Below are 18,801 nucleotides of genomic sequence, written 5' to 3' on the forward strand. Positions count from 1 at the left end.
ACAAAGGAAACGGTGAGTTTAGGGAGAGAAAGCTATGAGTTAGGATTTTTAACATAAAGCTCTAATGCGACCGGACAGGCACCAGAACACTACGAAGGGTCTATACGCCACCTGTTCATCGTGGCATATAGACCCTTGTCGTTTCCTGTGTGGTGCAATGTGTACCAAACCTGTTAATTATAAGTAATAAAAACAAAAAACTATCGTTTTTGTTACTTATACGAAACAAAAAGAGTATCTTTGCGGAAAGTTTTACTCGTATGAAACAAAAAATATTAGAAAGACTAGGGTATTCCAATCGTATCGAACGCATGTTTGGACGTGGAATGATGATTGCGTTGACGGGTCAGAGGCGTGTCGGCAAGAGTTGTGTGATGCGGCGAATTTATAATCACATCGCTGAGAATGAAGAAAATCACGTTATCTATATAGATAAGGAGAAAACCTCATTTGATATGATAGCCAACTATCAGAATCTGGAGGCTTATGTAGCAGCCAACATCGTTGAGGGTAAGGAAAACTATCTGTTTATCGATGAGGTGCAGGAAATTTCTGATTTCGAGAAAGCACTCCTCAGTATCCAATCGGATGATACCTGCCAGATTATGATTACCGGCAGCAATGCCAAGATGCTGTCGGGCGAACTGGCAACTCGCTTGAGAGGCAGATATATAGCTTATCGCATTCGAGGACTCTGCTATGAAGAGTTCCTGACGTTCCATGAACTGAAGGATGATGATGCTTCCTTGAACCTGTATCTGCAGTATGGCGGGCTCCCTCAGTTGCGCCATTTAGGGTTGGAAAATACTGATTTGGTAGAAGATTATCTTGACAATGTGTATAATACAATAGTGCTTCGTGATATCATAGAGCGAGAAAACATCAGAAATATACCATTGCTGCGAACGCTGCTGAAGTTTGTGAGCGATAATATCGGTAAACAATTCTCTGCAACGAGTATTGTAAAATTTCTGAAGAGCCAAAACACCGAAACGTCTGCCAAGATGATTCTCACGTATTTGGAGTATTTAAACAATGCTTTTATTATCGATCGAGTCAACAGATACGACATTCATGGCAAGCGACTTTTCGAGTTAGGCGACAAGTTCTATTTCGAAGACCTGGGAATCAGAAATCATATTATAGGTGGCAACAGGCGTTTTGATATAGAAAAGGTGATGGAGAACGCTGTATATATCCATTTGTGCAGGATGGGTTATAAAGTATATGTTGGTCAGATGTATAAGGCTGAGATTGATTTTGTAGCCGAGAAAGCGGATAGTGTGGCGTATGTGCAAGTTACCTATCTGCTGGCTTCTGAGGAAACGGTAGAGCGTGAATTCGGCAATTTGAAATTGATAAAAGACAGTCATCCCAAATACGTGATTTCTATGGATAGGCTTTACAGTCAAACCAATATTGATGGCATTAAGCACATTCATCTGCGAGATTTTTTGAAAATGACGACTTTGGTTTGATGCCAGGTAGATTACGAATATCACCATATAATCAAGAGTCTATACGCCACCTGTTCATCGTGGCATATAGACCCTTGACTTTTCCTGATTTCAGTAGACACTTTTTTACTTTATAAACTAGAAAGGTAGACACTTTCAATTTAATAAAACTGAAATAGTAGACAACATCAATAAAAGGATAAAAGCGAGATGCTTTGTAAAGAAAAGCTAAAAATCATGATACTTTGATGATACTTTTTGTAAAGTAATCCAAAAAATACCATTCTCTTATACAGCTATAAATCAAGTACATACAATATATTCTCAACCAAAGAATAAGACTTTGAGACTTTTTCTCACGAAAAAACTTTTTTCGCGAGAAAAAGACAAGTAAGAGAGTGGGGCATAAACTTTACCTCGTCCCTACGAACCGGTATTTCACTTTTGTCATCGGATAGTTATCGTTCAGTCGCAGAATGATGCGATAGACGTTATCCTTCCACTGCGTCTTCATGATGCCATCCGTCATCTGCACCTTTTCTACGGATGCAGAAAGATACTGCGCATCATATTCCAGACGAACCATACCGCCCTGAAGGAGGATTCTGCCAGCCTTCTGAACCACCGGCTTGCCATACGCCATCAGGATAATCTGATTATCAAAGACCTGACCATTCTGTCGGTCCTTCTCTGTCTGCAGGGAATCGAGCTTGTACTGTTCGGTTACTTCTACCCAGTTATATTCTCTATCCAGGGCAATGGTACGCTGCCATTTATCCACATGCGCTCCCTCGGTATAAGCCTTTTCGAGATTCAACGACAGGGAAGAAACACCATCTGCAAAGACATGATTTACCTTCTCGGCACGATACTTCCTGCCATCCTTCTGCTCCAGACCATTGATGATAGGAACGTTGTGATATGCCGAACGGCAGTTCATCAGCTCAAAGCGCTGGTTGCTGAACGACTTCGAGGTATAGGTATCACGTCCCAGGTCGATAACCACCGGCTGATTGTTGTGATAAACAATAAAGTTGCCGATATCGTTGTGGTTATGGCTTTCGGCATTGTTACCGCCTTTCGCCGCCACAAACCAGTTCTTGTTGCTCGCCACCATAATCTGGGAATTTACCAGATAGGCATCTTCCGTCTTAGGCTCTACAGACGCTGTTGCCTGATACTTCGGCAGCATGGAGAGGAGCATCAGTTCCCTGCCCAGCTTCGGATAGTTGCCCGATTTCAGGAAGAGCGTAGTAGGCTTGAGGGTATATTGATATTTCTTGCCCACATAAGCTGCCAACTGCATCATCTGCAGGTTCTGGAGATAGGCTCCATAAGGAAAGAGGATGTTGATGTTCGGAACGTTCTGAGCCTGCGCATCCGAGAAATTCACGAAGGTAAGGTCGTTGATATACATCGTAGTGATGAATCTACCCATATTCTCCACCTTCTTCTTCTGAGCTTCATTCAATGTCAGAACCGCCTGCTTGGGAGCAAACTGCATGAAATAGAGCGACTCGAAGAACGAGGCTCCGGCACAGTCCCAGTAGCTGACGCCTTCCTCGCAACCGCCATCATCGGGATAACCCTTCAGAAAGGTTCGCAGACATTGCTGCACTCCCTTGAAGGCAGCATCTCGCTGCTTGGCATCTGATTCGCAAATCAAAACAGTTTCCAACCAGTTGCTCGTAATCCAGGTATTCCAGTTGTTGGCATTGTTCTTCCAGCCCTGCGGCTGGTTCAACACTGGTTGCAGGAATCGGCGTTCTATCTCGTTTCTCACCTGATCGCAGAGTCCCTTTTCCTTCCTGTTGATTTCATCTTCCAGCATATAGAGGGTCCATGCAAGCATGCCTGCCGTCTCTGCATTGAAGAGATCTACAGGCTGGATATCCTTTTCAGGATGGTCTTTCGGATAATGTGCCGGGATTCCCCACCAGGGTTCCTTCTCTATAAAATAATGTAAGCCCTTGCGGATAGAGGGCAGAAACCGTCCCCTGCCCTGCATGATTTCTGCCATCACCAGACAGACAAACTGTTTTCTGATACCAAAGCTAGCTTCCTCGTATCGGGTACGGTTACCATTGGTTCGGAACTCGGCAAAAGTTTCAGCAGGGATGGCATTCCAAGGTTTCTTCTGATAGAGATTGCCCAACCGGATATAATCGTTGCGCATCGCCACCGGCACCTGCTTCTGCCAATACTTGTCACCAGCCTTCGGGAAAGGCACAAAAAAAGCCTGGGCTTTCATCAACATGGATGAAAGCACCAAGCCTAATATCATTATCAATTTCTTAGTCATATCGTTTACTTTTTGCGTACAAAGTTACGAAATAATAACAAGACCTAAGTCTAGAAAAAGATAATTTTAGAGAAAATATCGCTTTAAAGCGGTATTTTACGAGAGAGAATTTCACTTTTTCCTCAGTTTATACCTCCAGGACTTACTACTTCCTCAAAGAATTGGCTGTCAATTCCAGAAGGCTCTGCAGATATTCATCGTCTGTATCCTTCTTCATCTTATTCAGCGAAGTGGCGCAGAATTTCTTCTCATCGGCATTCAGCAACTTGCCATATCCCTTACAAAGCTTGACTATCTTGTTGGCTACACCCGTCTGGAGGGTACGTCGAGTTACCTGATTTCCCAAATAAGCGTATTGGTCACTGGCATTCTTAAAGGCAGCACGGAGCGTGTTGAGTTGCACCATAAACTCAGCCGCATCCTTTGGCGGAGTCATCTCCAAGTCATAACTGCGAGCCAGATTCCTGTTATACTTGACGTTGCCCAGGTAAACAAGAGAATCCAAACCTTGAACAGCATTCATCTTATAAGATAATGATATCTTATAAGCTTGCGGATCCTTGGAGTAGAACTTATATACACTGCCCTTTACCGAACGATCCATTCCCTGATACCATACCAAGGCATAAACATATCGCATGGTAGAATCTTTGCTGTCACGGAAATACTGCAGGTTATAGTTGCGGTCTTTGTGAGTACCAAACTCGTAAGTCATGGAATTATCCTTGCCATACCCCACCCGATTCGTTTCAAGACTGAGAGAGCCCGCTTTCTTGGTAAAACTAATATAAGCGAGGCGACTATTGCTCAATAAAGCCTTTTGAAAGGTATCCACCATTTTCTGCTTTCTCTCAGGAATAGCGAACTCAAATCCCTTCATCATACCTATATTATAGGTATTCATCGTGGAAGAAGTAACGAGGTCGTCTTGCAATAAATCCTGTACGAATTTATCAAAAGCCTGGTCGATAGCCGGTATAGGCTTCTGGGCATGGCAAGCCGAAGAGAGCACCATCAGGCAAGCCACAAATGCTAATTTAAAAGTTGTTTTCATATTCTTCTTCTTTTTAATTGTTTCTTGTTAATAAACCTCCTGGTCATCACTCACATGGTCCTCATCATGCACATTCTCCTCACCTTCGAACGAGGCACTGGCAATATCGGCATTGAGCGACTGGGTCTGAAGAGCATCGACGAGATAGAGTTTGAAGAACATTTCGTTCTGCTGTGCCTCCATCTCCCGGAGATGCTCATCGGCAAGCTTTTCCGGCTCTGCCAACAAAGAATCGGTAGCAATATTCTGAGCTATCCAAAGCTTTGGAGGAGCAGGAGCAAACAGATGCTGACGATATTGCCTCTGCTTGTGCTTCCTTGTCTTGGGAAATACGGAATCACCCGACTTTTTTATCTTTTCAGGCATGGAAAGATTGGCATCTGTCGATTTCTCCTCGTGGACAACAGCAGAATCAACATCCTCCTGAATCGTTCTTCCATCGAGTTGAGCCATCTTCGAATCATCCTGATGCCCTGTCTGTCGCCCTATCCAAGGAATGGCAATCACAAAGAGCAGGGCGATGGATGCAGCCATACCTATCGGCAACCATAGGCGACGCATTCGTGCCTTAGTCTTCGGATGAGCATCTTCTACATGATTCTCTGCCTCATAGTCGAGGGGCATCCCCTCATCGAAATATCCAAACATCAGCTGATATTCCTTCAAGTCATCGCTCACATCGGGATGCTGCCGAAACCACTCCCCTAGCAGAACCTCCTCTTCCAGGGAAGTCTCACCAGCCATAAACCGGTCAAGCAACAAACGTATGTCTTTTTCTTTTTCGTTCATATCCTATTTCCTCCTTTATTGATTATACATAAGAGCTATCGACATCTTTTTCTGATTTCCTGCAACATCTGCTTTCTTGCCCTCGAAAGCAAGACTGATACAGATTCAGGGGTGATGCCCACGATTTGCGCTATTTCCTCAGAGCTTTTCTTCTCTACCTGTCGCAGATAAAGCACCTGATATTGGTTGGAGGGCAGCGCCTTGAGGCGTTTTTGGAGCCACTGTTCGTTCTCCGAGTTTTCCACTTCCACATCGGGCGGCGCATAGGGGCTAGGCGACTTATCGAAAGGCTGGGCATCTATCGAAATCATCTTCCGCTTGCGAAAGAAGTCGATGCAAAGATGCTTGGCTATGCAGCCCATCGAACCTTTGGCATGAGCAGCAGACTGAATATCATCCTTGATGGCCCAGAGCTTGAGCATCGCATCCTGTGCGATGTCCTCAGCCTCATCACAGCCAACGCCATAACCCTGACTGATCTGCAAGGTTATCTGCCGCAACTGCGGAACGATATGGATGAATTCATTCTCTGTCATTTGCCCTTTTTTGTTTTATTTGTTCAAAACTACAACATAAACGGAAAAGAAGTGTTTTTCTTAATGGGATTAACCTATATTAACAAGAAAGCCTGGCAAACACCCTTGCCAAGCTTTCTTGATTTAAAAAACTATTTATTACTTATCCATAAACGACAAGCCCTGATAGAACCAGACATTCATCTGGTTGGCGCCACGATGATTCCAAGCATAGTAAGGAATCAGGGTGAGCTTCTGGTTCTTGACAGAAACGGTGCAATCAGCAGCCTGGTCGAGCACCTGAGAAGAGGTCTGGATAGCCTTGACAGAGAAGGCTGGAGCGCCCTTAGTCTCTGTGTTCTCGATGCTGTAGTTATCTACCAGCGAGAATGCAGGCTTCTTGGCCATTACGGCACGGAGCACTGGCTCGTTCTGATTATCCACAGCCTCAGCGCAATATACCAATGGTCCACGCTCTACGGCAACCTTACCCTTATCATCTGCTACCTTGCCATTAGCAACTACTGTACGAACCGGCATATCGAAGTGGATGCGGATGACATCGCCCTTCTTGATGTTCTTGACAGGGAGATAACCCTTGTTGGCATCGAGGTCAGCCTCCACAGCCTTGCCGTTTACGGTTACGCTATAAGCTGGCTTCTCGGCATCGCTATACTTGTAAAGATCGCTAGGCACCACCTGGTTGCGAACCCATCCAGGAATACGGACCAGGAGGTTGGCATTCTTTACGCCGCTCTTCTTCACAGCAATCTTGATATCGCCGTTCCAAGGATACTCGGTAGTCTCCTCCAGAACCACATCCTTGCCATTCACCTTGATGGTAGATGTATTGCCGGCAAAGAGATTCACATAGATATTGTTGTCCTTCACGCCATAGAGATAACCTGGAACAGAAGGGATGAAGCGGCACAAGTTACTCGGGCAGCAGGCACATCCGAACCAAGGCTGGCGGGTGGTGTTGCCATCGGCATTAAACTTATACTTGCCATCGCTTGACAATGGGTTTGGATAGAAGAATCTGCCGCCATCCATGCTCATACCAGAGATGACACCATTATATAAGGTACGCTCCATGCAGTCGATATACTTGCTCTCGCCGTGAAGCAGGAACATGCGCTCAAAGAGATAAACCATAGAGATGGCTGCACAGGTCTCGTTGTAGGCAGTCATGTTTGGCAACTCATAGTTATCACCGAATGCCTCACCGGCATGGCGGGCACCTACACCACCAGTAAGATAGTACTTCTTACCAACGATGTTTTCAAAGATACGGTCAATCACCTTCATATAGGCAGAATCCTTGGTCAGGGCTGCCACATCGGCAATACCGGCATACATATATCCGGCACGCACCGCATGACCTACCGCCTCATTCTGCTCCAGGATAGGAGCCTGACTCTGAGAATATGGGTTGCGGATATGAGTCTTGCCACGATAGTCAAGCAGATACTTAGCCTCATCCAGATACTTCTTCTCACCGGTCAAGGTATAGAGACGAGCCAAAGCCATCTCTGCAATCTGATGACCAGGAACGATGGTAGCCTGTCCTGGATTAGGTCCCACTTCCTTTACCACACAATCGGCATAGCGCTTGGCGATGTTCAGGAACTTGGTGCTACCCGTAGCCTGATAGTGAGCACAGGCTGCATCTACCATGTGACCGAGGTTGTAAAGCTCGTGGCTCGCCTCCTCGTCCTTGACCCAACGCTTATTTCCCGACCACCCGTGTGGATGCTTTGGGTTGATGGTACGGGCGGTATAGAGATAGCCATCTGGCTCCTGTGCCGCAGCTACCACATCGAGCACGCTGTCGATGTAAGCCTTCAACTTCTTGTTCGGATAAGTCTGGAGGATGTAGCTGGCACCTTCGATGGTCTTATACACATCGGTATCATCGAAAGAGAAGCCCATGAACTTGCTTACATCCCACTCCTTGGTATCCAACCCCGGGTGGTTAGGATGCTGCAGGGTATAGGCAGCCATCTCGAAGTTCTTGTAACGGTGCTCGCTCTCACACTTGCTGAAAGCCAATGGCACGGTTACCTCTCGGGCAGCCTTCAGACGGGCACCCCAGAAAGTATTCTGTGAAATCTTCACACTAGTAAAAGGAACCTGAGTAAATGGATAACCATTGCTCAATGTCTTTGCATTCTTCTGCGCCATCGTAGGCATTGCCACGGCTACAGAGAGCAATACTGCAGAAACTAATCTCTTCATATTGATAGGTTTAAAATTTATTATTGTTATATGTTTTGCGGTGCAAAGATAATAATAATTTTCGAATATAGTGTAAATCAGACAATAAAAGATGGGTGCTTATCGTTAAAAAGTAACGAAAGCTCCCATCTTTCACCTTATTTCTGGATTTTACCTCTTTACTTTTAAAAAGCCCTTTTTACTATTTTAGCTTTTTACTTTTTTACCTTTCCAAGATCAGTCCACCCTTAGGCTGCATTTCCACCTTCAGGTTTCCCTTCTTATCCACCTTCACGTTCTTCATCTGCGATACAGGCCAGAGTGCCTTCTTGTCCTTGCTGGCTGTTTCATGATAATAGGTAACACTCTTGCCGGCAAGCATTGGCAGATTCAGGGTGAGTTTCATCACCTGGTCGGTGCCGTTCAAACCTGCCACATACCATTTATCACCATGGCGACGTGCCACAACCGCATATTTTCCAGGATAACCCGCGATGAACTTGGTCTCATCCCAGGTAGTAGGAACGCTCTTCAGGAAATCAATCTCATGCTGAGGAAGCTCAGAAAGATTATTCGGATAGATGGCGATGCACTGGATAGCTGCCTGATTCATGATAGCCGAAGCCATCTCGAAAACATCGGTGGTATAACGGCGATGACGGCTCTTGTTATCCTTAGAGAGATACTTGTTCATGATGGTACCACCCCAATCCATCGCTCCCACAGCATTACGGCAGAATGGATGCATGGTGAGTTCGAAAGCCTCCTGCTTGGCATGATAATCAGAGAAGAATACATTCTCTGAAGCCAGTACAGCCTCGCTCGATACATAGTTAGGATACATGCGCTCCCAACCTCTTGGCAAAGTACAGCCATGGAAGATAACCTGAATGCCATAATCGTTGGCATCGCTGAGGATGTCTTCATACTGCTGCATGGTATGCTGCTTGTCACCACCAAAGAAATCCACCTTGATACCCTTGATGCCGATGCTCTTCATCCAAGCCATTTCCTTCTTGCGGGTCACGATGTTATCCATAATGCCACGAGGTCCCTGAGGTGCATCGTTTGCCACGCCATTGGAATTATACCAGAGCATCAGACTTACATTCTTGCTCTGCGCATACTTGCTCAATTCGGCAATCTTGTCTCTTCCAATTTGAGTATCCCAGAGTGCATCAACCAGCACATATTCAAATCCCATGGTAGCAGCCAGGTCGATGAACAGCTTCTGGTCGTTATAGTTGCAGGAACCATCCTGCCAGATGAGCCAGCTCCAGGCATACTTGCCTGTTCCGTATTTCTGGGAAGCCTCGAATCTTGGCTCCACTACATCGTATGGAATAGTGGTCTCTACCAATGGCTTCAAATCAGAACCCACGGTGATGGTTCGCCAAGGAGTGGACCCCGGAAAGATGAAGGCGCCCGATGTAGAACCTATGCCATCTGCCTCTTTCTCCATCGGGAAGGCTATCTGATAACCCTTTGCTGCATCGTAATCGCTGATATGACAACCCGGATAGTTGCCGTGAGTACCCGTCTCGCTGACCAATACCCAGCCATCGCCGCCTACCTTGAAGAGGCATGGGAAGGTATAGCCATGACCATAGCCGGATTTTGCCGTTAAAGGCTGATCTACCTTGTAATCCTCCTCATAGCTTGGTTTGGTTCGGGCAAAACCAATGAGCGGATCCGACTGTGGACAGAGGTAAGTGGTGGTTACCTTTGGAAGATTGAAGGCTGTCTTCTCTTCGTTTACGATGATATGCTGAGCCTTCAGTTGATCAAAAGTATAACGGAATGCCACGTCATTGTTGCTCACGTTGAAGGTAACCGTCATCGGCTGCTTCTTGCCGTTCAGATAAGTCACGTTGAGCTGGTTGGCATGATAATCTACATGCGAAACCTTGCCGGTACGGAGATCATAGCTCTTCTCCACCTTTGCTTCTTTCTTATTCTGATAGGTCAAGCCCTGACTGAAATCGCCCACATTGGCAAGGAGTCCGAGCTGCGATTCCTCCATCATTCGCTTGCCTGCATAGTCGATGGAATAATAGAGTTTGCCATCGCGGTCTTCCACCACGACATTCAACTTACCATCAGGAGAAGTGATGGTATTCTTTTCGGCATAGGCGCCGATGCCAGCCATCAATGCCAGCGCTACTGCTAAAACGTTTTTCTTCATTTCCGATTGCGTATAGTTTAGTTATGATTATATTTTTGTGATTGCAAAGATACAGAATTTAAACGATTATCATGTCCTCAAATCGATAGAAAAAGTATATAATTCATCATTTTGGCACAAATCATAAAGTTTATGTTACAATACAGACAATCCTTTTGAGAAAACTTTGGTGCGGTCAGTTTTTTATATTAACTTTGCAGCATAATAGCAAAATAAGACAATGGAAAAAACAAAACAGATTCCTTACCGTGCCATCGCCTTAGACTTGGATGGCACCTTGACAAACCACGAGAAGGTGGTCACCCCAAAGACTCGTGAAGCTCTCCTTCAGGCATCAGCCAAGGGAGCAGTAATCATCCTTGCTTCCGGTCGACCTACCTACGGCATCGAACCGGTGGCAGAATGCCTGGAGCTGAACAAGCAGGGAGGATACATTCTTTCCTATAATGGCGGCAATATCGTGAATGCCAAAACTGGCGAAAAACTCTTCTCGCAGTTCCTGCCAGATGAAGTGATACCAGAATTATATGCGTATGCCGAGGAGAACGGTCATGCCCTGCTGGGATATGCCGGCAACGAAATCATCACCGAGATGCCGGATGACCAGTATGTCAAGGAAGAATCACGCATCAACAAGATGAACATTCGAAAGGTAGAGAACCTATTTGAAGCCCTGGAGCCTCATCCAACCAAACTCCTCATGACCGGAGATCCATCGGATATGCTCAAGGCAGAGGAGGAATTAGTGGAAAAGCTGGGAGACAGAATGGATATCTTCCGCTCGGCTCCTTTCTTCCTGGAACTGGTTCCTAAGGGTATCGACAAGGCTAAGTCGCTGAGTCGTCTCTTAACGAAAATCAACCTCACCCCTGCCGATATGATTGCCTTTGGCGATGGCTACAACGACCTCAGCATGCTGAAGCTTGCAGGCATGGGAGTGGCTATGGAGAATGCTGCACCAGAGGTTAGAGCCGAGGCCGACTACGTAACTTTATCGAATGAAGAAGACGGTGTGGCAGCTGCTCTCGAACACTTCAACATGTAAATTCTACCACTTCTTCACTCATAAAGTTCGAATCATTCATATTTCAAGAAATCCCCCTACTTTGGGGGATTTTTTGTTATTCTCTATTGGAAAATTCGTTACTATCAGGTGTTTTTTCGCTATTATTCTGCATTTTTATAGATTTTCGAAAAACAATTATATAAAATCGAAACACATCCCAATGGAAAAGCCCTACCTTTGCTAGGTCAAATCATTTTAGTATGCAGAATATGTGTTCTGCATAAGATGAATTTGAGTGCCAAAAATAAATATCAATGACACAAACAAGACATAGGCAATCCAAAAAAAGATGCGAAAACGCTGGAACTCGCTTGGCGAGACATACTCAAGCAATTGAGCCTATAGGTATTCACTCGGCGAAACACCGAACTGCTTCTTAAAAGCTACAGAGAAATGAGCCGCAGTACTAAAACCAGTCAACACGGCTATTTCAGAAATACTGTACTTGCCTTCACGCAGCCAAGCTGCTGCTTTGTTGAGCTTATACTTACGGAAGAAGATACCAGGTGTCTCGCCAGTGAGTTCCTTAATCTTGTAATTAAACTTCGCCGGACTGATCAGCATGTCGCGACACACGGTAGCCACATTCAAATCCTGCTCCGCAGAACGTTTTTCCATCCATCCGTATAATTCATCCATAAACTTCCGGTTCACCCTAACAGAACCATGATGAAGTTCTACCAGACGCTTTACATAATAGAGTCCGATACCCGTACCCCAACCATACAGATCAGAATCCTGCGAATCAGCCAGCTGGTAATAGCGCTTGAAAACATCCTGCATCCTATCCTCAGCCATCAATTTGCCACTATTGAAGACAGATACCTTCAGAATATCATCGTCAACATGGGCACTTATTCTGATTACACCGCCAGGCGAAGTATGCTTCAAGGCATTGGTAAAAAGATTGCCCATGATTTTCTCCACCTTATCACCATCCAGCCACATCAGGTAGTTACCTTGCTTGATGACCAGTTCCAGTTTAATGCCTTTCACCCTGGCAGATTCTTCAAAGGAAGCTACCTGCTGACGCAACTCTTTCGCAGCATCAACCTCTACAACCCTAAGGCGCAGCTCATCGGTCTCCTGCTGGTTAAAGTCGAGCATCTGGTCGATAAGCCTCAGCATTCTATTCACACTTTATACAGACATGATTCAGGATGCGATGCACCGAATCGGGCAAAGCCTTGTCGGCATTCAGCATCATCAGCGGACCGGCAATGATGGTGAGAGGGTTACGAAATTCGTGCGAGATATTGGCAAAGAATTTCATATTCATCTCCTTGGCACGCTTCTCGCGCTCTGTTTCACGCTGTTCTTCCAGAAGACAAAGATGATTGGTACGGGCCTTCAGATAGAGCCTGTTGAAAGTATAGAGCACGAAAACGATGATACCAAAATAGAGCAACCATGCCGCTGACGACCACCAAGGAGCCGGCTTGATGATAATCTCTATCTTACGCTCTGCCAATGCAGGACGGTTCATGGAAGAAATCAATCGCAGATGGAAGGTGTATTTACCTGGTGCCAGATTGGAATAATGAGCCACACATTCGTAAGTAGGTGCCTGCCAATCCTTATCATAGCCCTCTAACCGATACTGACACAACAATGCCGAGCGACGACTGAAGGAAGGATAATAGAAACTAAACTTCAAGTCGTTCTCATCATAAGTAAAAGTATAACGGCTCAAACGCGATACTTCATCGGTAACGGCAAGCACCTTACCTTCTTGATTCTTCACCTCCAAACCAAAGATATTGAGCATCTTGCTGGCATGGGTACCAACATAGGTTCGCAGGAAATCAGTATTCATAGCCTGAGGAGGCATGAACTTACAACCGTCAGAACTGCCAAACACAACACTACCGTCAGGAGAAAGACAAACAGAATTGGCATAGAACTGCCAGTCATCCTGATCCTGGCTAGCCGATAGAAGACTGCTCATCAGGAAGGTTTTGTTGGCATGCGTCAAGAAGAAGGCATTTCTCATCCTGGTAACTCAGACCTGCCGGTTGGCATCTTCTAACATCGCTTCTATATGCTCATCGCTCAACAATAGATTCACACGGCGCATATACTGCTTCTTCATATCCATGAAATAAAGTCCATCCCGCATCGTGCCCAACCACAGATAGCCATACGAATCCTGCCTTACAAAAGCAGGGTCCATATTGCCATTATGAGGCATTCCCGCCACCTTCAGCTCCTTCAGCTTACCGGTCTTGGGAGAGAAGATTGCCAGATGCATACCCGCCATAAACAGCATGATATCGCCATTGCTTTATAATGGTTTTCTTTATCATGGCGACAAAATTACACATTATTATCGCATAAACAAAAATTAAATCAATTTATTTTGTGATTTCTTCAAATTAAAGTATCTTTGCAGAAATAATCAGACAGGATGACAAATCCTGTTGTAACAACAGACACAAAAGCATATCAGCAGTTATGTTACAACTAGATAATTTCTATAAGGCTCGCTTCGTGCTGAGCCAAGTGATCAGAAAAACTGAGCTGGTTCGTACACCAAGAATCAACCCAGAGAGTGATGTATATCTGAAGCCGGAATGCCTTCAGAAGACGGGTTCGTTTAAAATACGTGGTGCCTACTATAAGATTTCACAACTCACCGAAGAAGAGAAGGCGAAGGGAGTGATAGCTTGTTCGGCTGGCAACCATGCGCAAGGTGTGGCACTCGGGGCTACCGCTATGGGAGTAAAGAGCCTCATCTGTCTGCCAGAAGGTGCTCCTATCTCGAAGGTAGAAGCTACCAAGCGACTGGGTGCCGAGGTTTGCCTGGTGCCTGGAGTCTATGATGACGCATACCAGAAGGCATTGGAACTGAAAGATGAATGTGGCTACACCTTCGTTCATCCGTTCGATGATGAACATGTGATTGCCGGTCAGGGAACCATCGGACTGGAACTTCTCGACCAGTTACCTGATGTAGATGCTGTAGTTGTACCTGTTGGTGGTGGCGGTTTGATTTCTGGTATCGCCTTTGCCATCAAGTCATTAAATCCTAATGTCAAGGTTTATGGTGTTCAGGCAGAGGGAGCAGCCAGTATGCTTCAGAGTCTCCACGACCACAAGCAGGAAAGATTACCATCCGTAGCTACCGTAGCCGATGGCATTGCCGTAAAGGAACCGGGAAAACTCACCTTCGAGACCTGCTCCAACTACGTGGACGAAATTGTTACCGTGAGCGAGGATGAGATCTGTGCAGCCATCCTGAAACTCATAGAGAGTGAGAAGATGGTAGCCGAAGGCGCTGGTGCAGCTAGCGTGGCAGCCGTGATGTACAACAAGGTACCAGTCAAGGGAAAGAAAACCATCTGCGTGGTGAGCGGCGGTAACATCGACGTAACCATCCTGAACCGTGTCATCAACCGTGGATTGGTGAAGAGCGGACGTCTCTGTACCATCGAGATGGAGCTGGACGACAAGCCGGGCGAATTGGTTGAGGTAGCATCCGTCATCGCAAGCCTGGGCGGCAACATCACGGGAGTTCATCACGACCGTTCTGCCAATCGCAACAAGGTGAATGCCTGCGTACTCCGACTCACCATGGAGACCCGCGATTCTGCACATGTCAAGGAAATCAAGGAAGCCTTGGAACAGAAAGGCTTTCATCTCTGGATTGTATAGCGATAAGCTATAAATCGTAAACTACAAATTATTAATTATAAATAAAGATTATCATGAACGCAATTCACACAGACAATGCGCCTGCAGCTATCGGTCCATATAGCCAGGCTATCGAAGTAAACGGTTTCGTATTTGCATCAGGTCAGATTCCTATCGACCCAGCAACAGGCAATTTCGTAGAGGGTGGCATCAAGGAGCAGACTCGTCAGAGCCTCACCAACGCCCAGAACATCCTGAAGGCAGCCGGTACCGACCTTTCTCACGTAGTGAAGACTACTGTATATCTGAACAGCATGGACGATTTCGCAGCCATGAACGAGGTTTATGCCGAGTTCTTCAGCCAGCCATACCCAGCTCGTTCAGCCGTAGCCGTAGAGAAGTTGCCTAAGGGTGCATTGGTTGAGGTAGAAGTATTGGCTGCCAAGTAAATCTCCGCTTCGACAGTATAAACATTTCGAAGAAAGAAGATTTTGATGGGAACTACAATCACATTCAAGAATCTAACGATAGGCTATCGCTCGAAGCATCAGCTCAGAGCGGTAGCCTCATCTATTCATGCCCCACTCCAGGAAGACGAACTGACCTGTCTCATCGGAGCCAACGGAGTGGGCAAATCTACCTTGCTCCGCACCTTATCTGGATTCCAGCCACCCCTTGATGGAGAAATCCTGATTCAAGACAAACCTCTATCCGATTATTCAGCCCGCGAACTCGCCCAGGAAATAGGTGTAGTTCTCACTAACCGTATGGATACTCCCCAACTATCCGTTCAGGAAATCATCGGCATCGGCCGTTCTCCCTATACCGGCTTCTGGGGAACCTTATCCTCGGCAGATCAAAAGATAGTAGATGAAGCCATCCGGCAGACAGGCATCCAGCACTTAGCCTCCCGTTCTATCACAGAGTTAAGCGATGGCGAGCGCCAGAAGGTGATGATTGCCAAAGCGCTGGCTCAGCAAACCAACCTCATCATCCTGGATGAGCCTACCGCCTTCCTCGACTTTCCGAGCAAGGTGGCAACCCTCCAGATGCTCCGTCGCCTTGCCCACGAGCAGCATAAGTCTATCTTATTGTCAACCCATGATGTGGAACTGGCCCTGCAGATTGCCGATCAGCTCTGGCTGATGGAAGAAAACCATCTCTCCATCGGCACCCCAAAAGAGCTTGCAGAAGACGGCTCGTTATCCAGATTCATCGACCGGGATGGCATCAGATTTGATGTAGAGAAGATGAGAGTAGAATTATCTTCTACATTTTCATAGTGCAATTTCCTACCGCTTATTCTCTGTATCAAACCGCATAATCCCATCTCCCCGCATCATAGCCTCTATTAAGTAAAAACGCATTTTGATATTTCGGAGTTTTTGACTATATTTGCATCAGAAATCCAACAGATTTCCATGACAGGAAAGTCTGAAACTAGAAATCTATCATACTAAATAAGAAAATCAGCCATCCAGCAACATTCCGTTGCCAATTGGCTGATTTTTCATTTTTTATCCGTTCGCTATCGAAATTCATCTATCGGGATGCCATCTGGGAAAGATTGGAAGCGAATACATTTTGAGATAATTATCTATCACCCATCACGATTTACACACATTACAGACTCTAACATACTCATATACAGATATTTAAATAGCGTGATAGATACTCCGAAAAGCGGAAGTATCCATCACGCTATCCATCACGATTTAGCGTTATCCATCACGATTTTCGCACCACCAGATACCGCATGCCATCGTTGAAACGCTTGCGGTGAATGGATGGCATCTGAGAAAGTTTGCGGCCAAAGGTGATGAGATTGCTCAACTTCAACGATGAACCGATGTGACTCTTCAGTTCCTGGAAAATCTCGGCTGCCGTAAGATACTCACCCTGCTTGACATCATCGGTCACGTCGAAATAGAGATTGAAATACTGGTCTACCGGAGAAACCACCTCAAACTTCCTGTTGTTCGCCATGATCAGCCGGGTCTGTTCCGCATCAAAATAAGTCTTCTCGCCTGCCCGTAATGCAGAAAGCGCCTGCGCATAAAGCTGTTCATAATTCGGACGCTGGCTCACATCGATAGGACCCGTGAGCTCCACACCCAGAAAACGGCGATTACCGGAAGGATCGGAGAGGATATCCTCCATATTACTCGTAGCGATAAAAGACGCCATTCTCGGAAATTCCTGTACATGACTGCCATACGGAGGTTTTATCTTGACACTCGGCAACTGGATGATGTTCTTCAGGAATCCCTGCTGCACCTGAGGAGAAATCTGGTTGAACTCATCCAGGTTGATAACCAGCGACTGGCACATCGCCTGAAGCACCTGCCGTTTCTCTGACAATACGAGATTATCATTATACCCCCATTGCAACTCCGGCGGAACCAGAGACCGGCAGAAAGTACTCTTGTTGTAGCCCTGCTTGGAGATGAGAAGTGGTGCCACAGAGTTGCCGTATTTGCGATGACTGTAAGCACGCCACTGGTCAACCATCGCCAGGAACCAGGTATAGAACCAATCCTCCCAATAAGGATTATCAGTAGGCACCGTGCGCGCCAAGGCACGGATATGATCCTTACCGTCCCACTTCCCCTCACACTTGAACAGGAAGTTATCTACAGGATTATAGGTAGAAAGAAGATCCGACTCCAGATAATTGCGCACATCCTTGATGCTCACACGGATGTTGGCGAGCTGTACCTCCAGCGTCATACGCTTCTGCACACGGGCATCCACTGGCTGATAGCCCCAATAATCCTTTTCCTTTGGCCTATATTCTGTGCATTTCATTACCGAATTATAACGGAAATCATATTTCTTACACAGAAATCCGATCATACTCATGATATTGTCACTCAACTCCTTACGGTCGTTATCCACACCTCCGGAAGAGTGGTCAGCCTCTTTCTCATCAACGCTCTCCACAGGTTTTTCTGCGCCATGAAAGACTTCATTCAACGTCAGGGGCAAGGCATCTTCACGATAATAAGGAAAAGAATCTCTTGTCATCAGAAAATCGGAAAAGATAGAAGGCTCGGGCATCTGCATCTTTGCCTTTACTAGCGTCTGATAAAGCGGAGCAAAGGTCAGGAAGGCCTGCTTATAAATCCTGTCGGCAGCAACCTCCTCATCAGGTAACGTCCCCTTTGCCAGCGCATATTTCGCCAGAACATGCAGACTGATGCCATCGGCTCCCACAAAGGCTGCAAGAGTAGAAGGCAGACTGGCTACTTTCTGCTTGATGGCATCCACACCTCCATCCTCATTTATATCAACAAACGTAAGCAGCAGAACGCCGTTGTTTTTCTTCATCTTCAGGAGTCCATTCTCCGATTTCTGAAATTCTGCCGCAGGGTGAACATGCATCCAGGTTGGCATATCCTTATACCCATCATAACCATTCATGAGATAAGGTACATATTCACGGAAGTTCTCCACGGTATTCCTGGCGTCATCGTTTACGATGCGCCCCAGGAAACGTTCCAGACTCTTGGTACTTACCAGGAGCTGGTTCTTTTTATTTCTATGTGTTATGGTAAATTTCATTATCTGTCATTTTAAAAAG

Annotated in this window: 15 protein-coding genes; 5 read left to right on the forward strand and 10 right to left on the reverse strand. The window is 46.0% G+C overall.

The features are described from left to right. The first annotated feature begins 260 nt into the window (after positions 1–260). Positions 261–1,478 carry an ATP-binding protein gene (locus tag ACTQ53_RS10800; RefSeq protein ID WP_295347004.1) on the forward strand — a complete coding sequence of 406 codons (1,218 nt, stop codon included), beginning with the start codon at positions 261–263 and terminating at the stop codon, positions 1,476–1,478. Positions 1,479–1,869: 391 nt separating this feature from the next. Here the strand turns inward: ACTQ53_RS10800 and ACTQ53_RS10805 are convergent, their stop codons facing one another. The 6 genes from ACTQ53_RS10805 to ACTQ53_RS10830 all read right to left on the reverse strand — a co-directional run bounded on the left by ACTQ53_RS10805 (position 1,870) and on the right by ACTQ53_RS10830 (position 10,519). Further along, positions 1,870–3,759: a heparinase II/III domain-containing protein gene (locus tag ACTQ53_RS10805; RefSeq protein WP_441933023.1), complete on the reverse strand. Its 1,890-nt coding sequence runs from the start codon at positions 3,757–3,759 to the stop codon at positions 1,870–1,872. A 145-nt stretch (positions 3,760–3,904) separates the two neighbouring features. Continuing rightward, positions 3,905–4,813 (reverse strand): hypothetical protein, encoded by a 909-nt coding sequence (locus ACTQ53_RS10810; protein WP_441933024.1) that lies wholly within the window; start codon positions 4,811–4,813, stop codon positions 3,905–3,907. 27 nt (positions 4,814–4,840) lie between these two features. Next, positions 4,841–5,602: a hypothetical protein gene (locus ACTQ53_RS10815; RefSeq protein ID WP_441933025.1), complete on the reverse strand. Its 762-nt coding sequence runs from the start codon at positions 5,600–5,602 to the stop codon at positions 4,841–4,843. A 35-nt stretch (positions 5,603–5,637) separates the two neighbouring features. Beyond that, positions 5,638–6,138, reverse strand: a complete 501-nt coding sequence (locus ACTQ53_RS10820) for an RNA polymerase sigma factor (protein ID WP_441933026.1) — start codon at positions 6,136–6,138, stop codon at positions 5,638–5,640. A gap of 138 nt (positions 6,139–6,276) precedes the next feature. Continuing rightward, positions 6,277–8,355, reverse strand: a complete 2,079-nt coding sequence (locus ACTQ53_RS10825; RefSeq protein WP_441933027.1) for a glycoside hydrolase family 127 protein — start codon at positions 8,353–8,355, stop codon at positions 6,277–6,279. Positions 8,356–8,557: 202 nt separating this feature from the next. Further along, entirely contained in the window at positions 8,558–10,519 is a 1,962-nt protein-coding gene (locus ACTQ53_RS10830; protein WP_441933028.1) for a glycoside hydrolase family 97 protein, read from the reverse strand. Between the two features lie 238 nt (positions 10,520–10,757). Here ACTQ53_RS10830 and ACTQ53_RS10835 point away from each other — a divergent pair, with 238 nt between their 5' ends. Next, entirely contained in the window at positions 10,758–11,564 is an 807-nt protein-coding gene (locus tag ACTQ53_RS10835; protein WP_295347072.1) for a Cof-type HAD-IIB family hydrolase, read from the forward strand. A gap of 360 nt (positions 11,565–11,924) precedes the next feature. Here the strand turns inward: ACTQ53_RS10835 and ACTQ53_RS10840 are convergent, their stop codons facing one another. Genes ACTQ53_RS10840 through ACTQ53_RS10850 form a run of 3 tightly spaced genes read right to left on the reverse strand, consistent with a single transcriptional unit; the run spans position 11,925 to position 13,854 of the window. Continuing rightward, on the reverse strand, positions 11,925–12,713 hold the full coding sequence (locus ACTQ53_RS10840; RefSeq protein ID WP_441933039.1) for a helix-turn-helix domain-containing protein: 789 nt from the start codon (positions 12,711–12,713) through the stop codon (positions 11,925–11,927). Position 12,714: 1 nt separating this feature from the next. Next, the gene (locus ACTQ53_RS10845; protein ID WP_441933029.1) at positions 12,715–13,578 is read right to left on the reverse strand and encodes a triple tyrosine motif-containing protein; all 864 of its coding nucleotides are present in this window, start codon (positions 13,576–13,578) and stop codon (positions 12,715–12,717) included. A 9-nt stretch (positions 13,579–13,587) separates the two neighbouring features. Further along, on the reverse strand, positions 13,588–13,854 hold the full coding sequence (locus tag ACTQ53_RS10850) for a hypothetical protein (RefSeq protein WP_441933030.1): 267 nt from the start codon (positions 13,852–13,854) through the stop codon (positions 13,588–13,590). Between the two features lie 185 nt (positions 13,855–14,039). Between ACTQ53_RS10850 and ilvA the strand changes: the two genes are divergently transcribed. From ilvA to ACTQ53_RS10865, 3 genes are read left to right on the forward strand one after another with little or no spacing between them, the layout of a single operon-like run. Continuing rightward, positions 14,040–15,239, forward strand: a complete 1,200-nt coding sequence (ilvA, locus tag ACTQ53_RS10855) for a threonine ammonia-lyase (protein ID WP_441933031.1) — start codon at positions 14,040–14,042, stop codon at positions 15,237–15,239. Between the two features lie 53 nt (positions 15,240–15,292). Next, positions 15,293–15,667 (forward strand): RidA family protein, encoded by a 375-nt coding sequence (locus ACTQ53_RS10860; protein ID WP_006848032.1) that lies wholly within the window; start codon positions 15,293–15,295, stop codon positions 15,665–15,667. Positions 15,668–15,712: 45 nt separating this feature from the next. Continuing rightward, on the forward strand, positions 15,713–16,501 hold the full coding sequence (locus tag ACTQ53_RS10865; RefSeq protein WP_441933032.1) for an ABC transporter ATP-binding protein: 789 nt from the start codon (positions 15,713–15,715) through the stop codon (positions 16,499–16,501). A 445-nt stretch (positions 16,502–16,946) separates the two neighbouring features. Here ACTQ53_RS10865 and ACTQ53_RS10870 read toward each other — a convergent pair whose 3' ends face one another. Further along, on the reverse strand, positions 16,947–18,782 hold the full coding sequence (locus ACTQ53_RS10870; protein ID WP_294971591.1) for a VapE domain-containing protein: 1,836 nt from the start codon (positions 18,780–18,782) through the stop codon (positions 16,947–16,949). Positions 18,783–18,801 lie beyond the last annotated feature (19 nt).

Source organism: Prevotella sp. Sow4_E9_plate, from assembly GCF_052116205.1.
Lineage (GTDB): Bacteria > Bacteroidota > Bacteroidia > Bacteroidales > Bacteroidaceae > Prevotella.